Source organism: Nostoc sp. UHCC 0252, from assembly GCF_034931145.1.
Taxonomy (GTDB): Bacteria; Cyanobacteriota; Cyanobacteriia; order Cyanobacteriales; family Nostocaceae; genus Nostoc.
Map to the genome: position 1 here is coordinate 1 of NZ_JAYGHE010000024.1, position 8,346 is coordinate 8,346.

4 protein-coding genes are annotated in these 8,346 nt (G+C 43.1%); 2 read left to right on the top strand and 2 right to left on the bottom strand.

Features of this window, described 5'->3' with window-relative positions; genetic code table 11:
- The first annotated feature begins 737 nt into the window (after nucleotides 1-737).
- Together VB732_RS15510 and VB732_RS15515 are read left to right on the top strand one after the other, a co-directional pair.
- Entirely contained in the window at nucleotides 738-2,849 is a 2,112-nt protein-coding gene (locus VB732_RS15510) for a calcium-binding protein (protein ID WP_323231766.1), read from the top strand.
- A 1,287-nt stretch (nucleotides 2,850-4,136) separates the two neighbouring features.
- The gene (locus VB732_RS15515) at nucleotides 4,137-5,903 is read left to right on the top strand and encodes a beta strand repeat-containing protein (RefSeq protein ID WP_416235752.1); all 1,767 of its coding nucleotides are present in this window, start codon (nucleotides 4,137-4,139) and stop codon (nucleotides 5,901-5,903) included.
- Nucleotides 5,904-5,940: 37 nt separating this feature from the next.
- Here VB732_RS15515 and VB732_RS15520 read toward each other — a convergent pair whose 3' ends face one another.
- Both VB732_RS15520 and VB732_RS15525 read right to left on the bottom strand, forming a co-directional pair.
- A complete protein-coding gene (locus VB732_RS15520) occupies nucleotides 5,941-7,266 on the bottom strand; it encodes a DUF58 domain-containing protein (RefSeq protein WP_323231767.1) in 1,326 nt (441 codons plus the stop codon).
- A gap of 32 nt (nucleotides 7,267-7,298) precedes the next feature.
- Nucleotides 7,299-8,156: a nitrate ABC transporter ATP-binding protein gene (locus VB732_RS15525; protein ID WP_323231768.1), complete on the bottom strand. Its 858-nt coding sequence runs from the start codon at nucleotides 8,154-8,156 to the stop codon at nucleotides 7,299-7,301.
- Between the last annotated feature and the right edge of the window lie 190 nt (nucleotides 8,157-8,346).

An 8,346-nucleotide genomic window follows, 5' to 3' on the forward strand; every position in this document is an offset into this window, starting at 1 on the left:
AACATCTCCATCATCGCTACATTCAAAAAGGAAAATATCTATTTTACATCGCTCCTTCAAACTTTTTTTACTGTTTTCTGCTTTCTTGTTACTTATAAACTATAACAGTATGAAGAATACATAAAGCTCAGTATTTATGTATACATTTATCAGCCAATAATGTGAAGAGTATACAAAGATGGTTATTTAAGCATAGACATCTAAGTAAGATATTGAGTATGTAGTTATTTTGAGGCAATTGAGATGTTCTCTATATGTTCAAGCTCGACACTTAAAGAGAATAACCCACAAGCAAGGTATAAAAACATCTTTGCAATCGAAAGTTAACTTTTTTCTAGTTTGAAGCTAGTAGGACTTAGGCGCTGGCAAAAAACCAAATATAAAAGGTGGTTTTTAGAGATTTAAGCTTGGTTTTTTGATACTTGTTCATTGATTTATACTGAACAATTATCTGGAATTGACACTTTGATTAATTTGTATAGTGCTTAAGGCTTAGATAGTTTGAGATAGTTTTAGAACCTACGCATCAACAAATGTAGGGTTAATTCATAAATTGCCCTAAGTTAGATAATTGTTACGTAAAATCCCGTCCTATGGGGGAATCTTCAAGAAATATTACTGTTTCTCAAGAGGAACGAAAACGTCAAGTTTTGGTGAATTTTTGTACCCGAAAACATCACTTACAGCAGTGTAAGAACTGAAGTTACTCAAAAAATCAATTTAGATAGGTAAAATTTATGGCAGATATCATTGGAACCAACGGTAATGATACCCTAGTGGGACAAAACAACGACACCTTAACTGGTGGAGGTGGTAACGATATTTACAATATCGCGGCGGCCGCGATTTCTATTACGGATTTTGGTGGTATAGGTCAAGGAACAAATCCGACAGCAGGAGCCATTGCCGAAGTGGATACCCTAATATTCCAAGGTAATGGCTTGACTGCTCGAAATCTGCTGCTTACCCAGAATGGCAACAATCTGGAAATCACCTTTCAAAATAATTTAAATACTCAAGTCATCCTGCAAAACTTTGCCTTGGAAAACCTGGATAACCTTAGCACCTTTACAGGAGCAACTGTAGACTTGGGCAATATCGTGTTTGATGGTCAAACTAGCACTACAGACAGCTTTGATGTCTTCAATGCCGACTCCACCCAAAGCACTATTTTCAACAAAAATACAGTCACCTTCCTTAATGACCTGAACAATAACGTTAGCGGTTTTGATGACTCAGATGATGTCATCAATGCTCAGGGAGGAGATGACATCATTGATGGCAAAAGTGGCAATGACTTGCTGCGGGGTGGTGCGGGTAATGATACTCTCTACGGAGATGCAGGTGACGATACATTGAGTGATGGTTCAAAAGGCGATAACCTGCTCTCTGGTGGCGATGGCAATGATTCTCTCTCCATCTCTGGCAACTACTCCACTGGCGAATACTCCAGCAACAGTTATGGCATCACTGACTCTCGCTCAACAGGCAATAACACCCTCAACGGAGGTGCGGGTGACGATACGTTGAGTGCTAACGGTTCAAAAGGGAACAACCTCCTCTCTGGTGGCAATGGCAATGATTATCTTGACATCTCTGGCGACTACGCGAGTTACCGTGGTGAATTAGACTCTCGCTCAACAGGCAATAACACCCTCAACGGAGGCGCAGGTAACGATACATTGAGGGCTGGCGGTTCAAAAGGCGATAACCTCCTTTCTGGTGGCGATGGTAATGATTTTCTTATCATCTTTGGCAGCTACGGGGGGTACCGTATTCAATCCGACTCTCGCTCAACAGGCAATAATACCCTCAACGGAGGCGCAGGTGACGATACATTGAGGGTTGGCGGTTCAACAGGCGATAACCTGCTCTCTGGAGGCAATGGCAATGATTATCTTGACATCTCTGGCAGCGACTACAGCTTCCCCTTCGGGAGCGAAGACTATCGCTCAACAGGCAAGAACACCCTCAAGGGAGGTGCAGGTGACGATACATTGAGGGCTGGCGGTTCAACAGGTGATAACCTGCTCTCTGGGGGCAATGGTAATGATTATCTTGACATCTCTGGCAACGACTCGATTATCAATAGTGAGGTATACGACGACACTCGCTCATTTGGCAATAACACCCTCAGAGGAGGTGCAGGTGACGATACATTGAGGGCTAGCGGTTCAACAGGTGATAACCTGCTCTTTGGGGGCAATGGTAATGATTATCTTGACATCTCTGGCAGCGACTCCATTGGCAGCGACTCCATTGGCGGCTTCTCCAGCGATGACTCTCGCTCATTTGGCAAGAACACCCTCAACGGAGGTGCGGGTGACGATACATTGAGGGCTAGCGGTTCAACGGGTGATAACATGCTCTCTGGGGGCGATGGTAATGATTATCTTGACGTTTCTGGCAGCTACTCCAGCACGGACGACTCAAACTACTTCGACTCTCGCTCAACAGGCAATAACACCCTTGATGGTGGCAATGGCAATGATATCCTTACAGGGGGTAATGGTAATGACATCCTGATAGGAGGAAACGGGACTGATACCTTTGGTTTCAATAATTACAATGGGGGTGTTGACACTATTTATGATTTCAATGCTACTAATGAATTGATTCAGGTATCAGCTACTGGTTTTGGTGGCGGTTTATCAATAGGTTCACTTCAGATAAGTCAGTTTACTATCGGAACATCTGCAACCACAAGCAATCAACGATTCATTTATGATGATTCTACAGGTGGACTGTTCTTTGACCAAGATGGCAGTGCGGCTGGGTTTACTCAGGTACAATTTGCTCAACTATCTGCTGGGTTGTCATTAACCAACAACAATTTTGTAGTTGTTTAATCGTGGTTAGGGATTTCCAAGAAATAAATTTAGGAGTTACCCAAAACTACATGATATAGGGGCAATACTTTCGCAGAGTAGCCGCTCTGCGAGAGTACTGCCCCTACCACTGCTCAATCAAATGTGAGGTGCTAAAATAGCATCTCATATCATGTCCGGTTAAATAATTGTCATTGCGAACGAAGTGAAGCAATCCCAAAAGCCTTGCGATTGCTTCCTTCCACTTCGTTGCACTCGCAATGACATATCACAAGTAATTTGCTGAACATGATATCACATTTGATTGAGCAGTGTAATAAAGTTTAATAAAACGGGGCGTTTATGAATCAAGGGATAATTCAGCAACACCTTCTAGATTATTTAGCTGATGTCTGCGTTTGTGATTTTGACAATCTACAGCGATCGCTGTAGGGGTATCTGAAATTGAGGGCAAGGCACAGTATTAATCCCTAATTCATCCCTTTATTATGAAACGCCAAATAGATATAGCGATCGCTACATCTCCATCATCGCTGCATTCAAAAAGGGAAATATCTATTTTACATTGCTCCTTCAAACCTTTTTTACTGTTTTCTGCTTTCTTGTTATTTAGAAACTACAGGAGTATGAAGAATACATAAAGATCAGTATCTGTGTGTACATCTATCAGCAAATAATGTGAAGAGTATGCAAAGATGGTTATTTAACTATAGGCATCTAAGTAAGATAGTGAGTATGTAGTTATTTTGAGGTAATTGAAATGTTCTATGTATTCAAGATATTCAAGCTCGACACCTAGACAGAATAACCCACAAGCAAGGTATAAAAACATCCTTGCAATCGAAAGTTAACTCTTTTCTAGTTTGAAACTAGTAGGACTTAGGCACTGGCAAAAAATCAAATATAAAAGGTGGTTTTTAGGGATTCAAGCTTGATTTTTTGATACTTGTTCATTGATTTCTACTGAACAATTATCTTGGATTGACACTTTGATTAATTTGTATAGTGCTTAAGGCTTAGATAGCAAGAAAATAGTTTTAGGACTTACCCATCAACAAATGTAGGGTCAATTCATCAATTGCCTTGATAAAAAATCAAGGCTTTCATGGCTTTTGACTAAGCTCTAAGTTAGATAATTGTTACGTAGAATCCCATCCTCTGGGTAAATTTTTGAGAAATATTACTTTTCCTCAAAAGTATACGAAAACCTAAAGTTTTGGCGAATTTTTGTGCCCTGAAACCGGACAAGTAGCAGTATAAGAACTGAAGTGAAGTTACTGAAAAAATCAATTTAGGTGGATAAAAGTCATGGCAGATATCATTGGAACCAACGGTAACGATACCCTATTTGCTTATTACGACGACATATTGACTGGTGGAGGTGGTAACGATACTTACTACGCCTACACTTATGACTCCTCTTACTCCTCTTTTACCATTACGGATTTTGGTGGCGTAGGTCAAGGAACAAATCCGACAGCAGAAGCCATTGCTGAAGTGGATACCCTAATATTCCAAAGTAATGGCTTGACTGCTCGAAATCTGCTGCTTACCCAGAATGGCAACAATCTGGAAATCACCTTTCAAAATAATTCCAATACTAAAGTCACCCTGCAAAACTTTGCCCTGGAAAACCTTGATAACCTCAGCACATCTACAGGAGGCACTGTAAACTTAGGCAATATCGTATTTTATGGACAAACTACCACTACAGACAGCTTTGATGTCTTCAATGCCAATTCCACCCAAAGCACGATCTTTAACAAAAATACAGTCACCTTTCTTAACGACCTGAACAATAATGTTAACGGCTTTGACGACTCAGATGATGTCATAAATGGTCAGGGGGGTAATGACTACATCGACGGCAAAAGCGGTAATGACTTACTCAGAGGTGGTGCAGGAAATAATACCCTTGATGGAGGTACTGGTGACGATACTTTGAGTAATAGCGGTTCAACAGGCAATAACCTGCTCTCTGGGGGCGATGGTAATGATTATCTTGACATCTCTGGCAGCTACGGTAATTACCGTGGTGAATTTAACTCTCGCTCAACAGGCAATAACACCCTCAAGGGAGGTGCAGGTGACGATACGTTGAGGGCTGGGGGTTCAACAGGCAATAACCTGCTCTCTGGTGGTGATGGCAATGATTATCTTGACATCTTTGGCAGCTACGGTAATTACCGTGGTGAATCCGACTCTCGCTCAACGGGCAATAACACCCTCAATGGAGGTGCAGGTGACGATACGTTGAGGGCTGGCGGTTCAACAGGCAATAACCTGCTCTCTGGGGGCGATGGTAATGATTATCTTAACATCTCTGGCAGCACCTTTAGCTTCTATTACACTGACTCTCGCTCAACAGGCGATAACACCCTCAACGGAGGTGCAGGTGACGATACATTGAGGGCTAGCGGTTCAACAGGTGATAACCTGCTCTCTGGGGGCGATGGTAATGATTCTCTTGACATCTCTGGCAGCGACTTTAGCCGCAATTACACTGACTCTCGCTCATCAGGCAATAACACCCTCAATGGAGGCGCAGGTGACGATACATTGAGGGCTGGCGGTTCAACAAGTGATAACCTGCTCTCTGGGGGTGATGGCAATGATTATCTTGACGTTTCTGGCAGCTACTCCAGCACGGACGACTCAGACTACTTCGACTCTCGCTCAACAGGCAATAACACCCTTGATGGTGGCAATGGCAATGATATCCTTACAGGGGGCAATGGTAATGATAGCCTAATTGGAGGGGACGGGACTGATACCTTTGCTTTCAATAATTACAATGAAGGCGTTGACACTATTTATGATTTCAATGCTACTAATGAATTGATTCAGGTCTCAGCTACTGGTTTTGGTGGCGGTTTATCAATAGGTTCACTTCAGATAAGTCAGTTTACTATCGGAACATCTGCAACGACAAGCAATCAACGATTCATTTATGATGATTCTACAGGTGGACTGTTCTTTGACCAAGATGGCAGTGCGGCTGGGTTTGCTCAGGTACAATTTGCTCAACTATCAACTGGATTGTCACTAACCAACAACAATTTTGTGGTTGTTTAATCGTGATTTAGTAGAGGCGCGAATTTTCGCGTCTCTATTAAAGTTGATTCCGCGCTTTGAGTTGCAGATATCGCTCAACTACCTGATCGGCAATTTGATTTGCTGGTGCATCTAGTACTAATACACCTTTTTGTTTCAATTGAGCGAATGCGACTTGTCTTTGCATTAATAAATCTAGTGACACTGCACGGGCATAAGCTTCTGTAACATTATCTGTAAAAGTGTGTGCCAAATGGTCAACTTGTGGATCTCGCAGAGTAACGCAAAATGGCAAATAGCGAGGCGCTAACTTGGAGAGTGCAGCCAGGAGTTCAGTAGAGGCGGTGACATCAACTAAGTCGGTAATCACTACTACTAGCGCCCTGCGAGTTTGACGCTGTACAACATTTGTCACCGCCCCCAAATAATCTGATTCAAATAATACTGGTTGAATTGGAGTTAGGCGATCGATTAGCTGATTCAAATGATGTTGACCGCGTTCTGGGGGAATCCACGTATGCATCTGGCGGTCAAATACACCAACACCCACGCGATCGCCTCGATGTAATCCCGCCAATGCTAAGGATAAGGTTGCATTCAAACCCCAGTCAAATCTCTGCAAATTCTGTACCTTTGCGGTCATTAAGCGGCCGCGATCGAGCAAGATTAATAAAGTTTGTTCCTGTTCTGGTTCTAGAACCCTTACCAGTGGCGTTGCATTGCCATAAGCACCAACGCGACGGGCGGTAGCTTTCCAATCAATAAACCGCAAATCGTCACCAGTACGATAGTTTCGCAGTTCGGCAAACTCTGTACCAATACCAGTTTTGCGAGATTGGCGCATTGAGCCTGATGATTGCAATGTTAAACGAATTGTCAGCGATCGCAATCCCACCAAATCAGGATAAACTTTCACTGGCAGACTTTGGGGAATTTGCCAATCATCCCAAGCTAATCCCCAAATTCCCAACTGGCGAACTTGGATATTTCCCCAAGGAAATTCGCCGCGCTGTTTTGGGTTGACAGTGTACGTCAATTCTTGAGTAGTATTACTGGGAATAATCGCCCGGTGTACGGGTGTCGATACACCAAACCCTGTTGGGTAATAATCGCAGACTTCAATTAAGGCGTTGGTATTTGACGATGTTACTTTTAGGATTACCGGATTATCCCGCCCAATGGATAATCGGGATGGTAATTCGCGGGTAATTTGCACGCGAGAACGTCGCACCTGTAAACCGTCTGCAACCATCAATCCGAGAACGATCGCATCAAATAACACAATGATGGCGATCGCTGCTTTAATGTTGAAAAAAAGGTATATGATCGGGGCGATCGCTATACCTAAAACCAGCAACAAATAGACTCGTTTGGAAGGAACCATTTTTTAAAATGAAAACTTAGGAAAAGATTAGCTTAACCTACGTCATCATGGGCAAAGCGATTAAAGAGGAAATCTAAAGCATAGTTACGTAGTTGGTAGTATTGTGGATCTTCCATGATACGGGCGCGATCGCGGGGACGAGAAAAAGGAATTTCCATAACTTCACCAATTTTCGCGTGTGGGCCATTGGTCATCATTACCAATTTATCTGCTAAAAATAGTGCCTCGTCGATATCATGGGTAATCATCAGCACTGTACAACGGTTATCGCCCCAAATTTTGAGCAATTCTTCTTGTAATTCTTCTTTGGTGATGGCATCCAGCGCCCCAAAAGGTTCATCCAAAATTAAAACTTTCGGACGAATCGCCAAAGCACGGGCGATAGAAACCCGTTGTCTCATCCCACCGGACATCTGCATTGGTTTCTTTTCCATTGCATCAGCCAGTCCCACCATTGCTAAATGATCGCGGACGATCGCTCTTTTTTCAGCTTGTGGTTTATTGGGATAAACGGCGTTAACAGCTAAATAGATGTTTTCAAAAGCAGTCCGCCACGGTAGCAAGGCATAGTTTTGGAAGACAACCATCCTGTCTGGGCCTGGTTTGGTGATTGGTTCTCCTTCGAGTAGCACTTGGCCGGAGGTGGGAAAGTTAAAACCGGATACCATATTTAACAGTGTCGATTTGCCACAGCCAGAGTGGCCGATGACACAAATAAACTCGCCTTGTTCGACGTTGAGGTTAACGCCATCGAGTACGGTGAAGGGGCCTTGCTTTGTGGGATAGACTTTGGTAACGTCTTTAATTTCTAGAAAAGGTCTGCGGCTGGTGGTTGCAGGGGAGAATGGTTTTCCTAATGTGGTTGTAGCTGTTGAGTTGCGGTTTTGCATGGTGATTTGGGGATTGGGAAGCTTAATGTACGGGGTGTGTAACTGAATATTCTGACCTCTCTCCAAACCTCTCCCCTAGAAGGGGAGAGGCTTTGAATTTTCCCCCTTCCCTTGTAGGAAAGGGGGTAGGGGGTTAGGTCTTTTGTTGTTTTTTTTACATGAGGTGGGTGAAAAGTCAGACATCATTAAC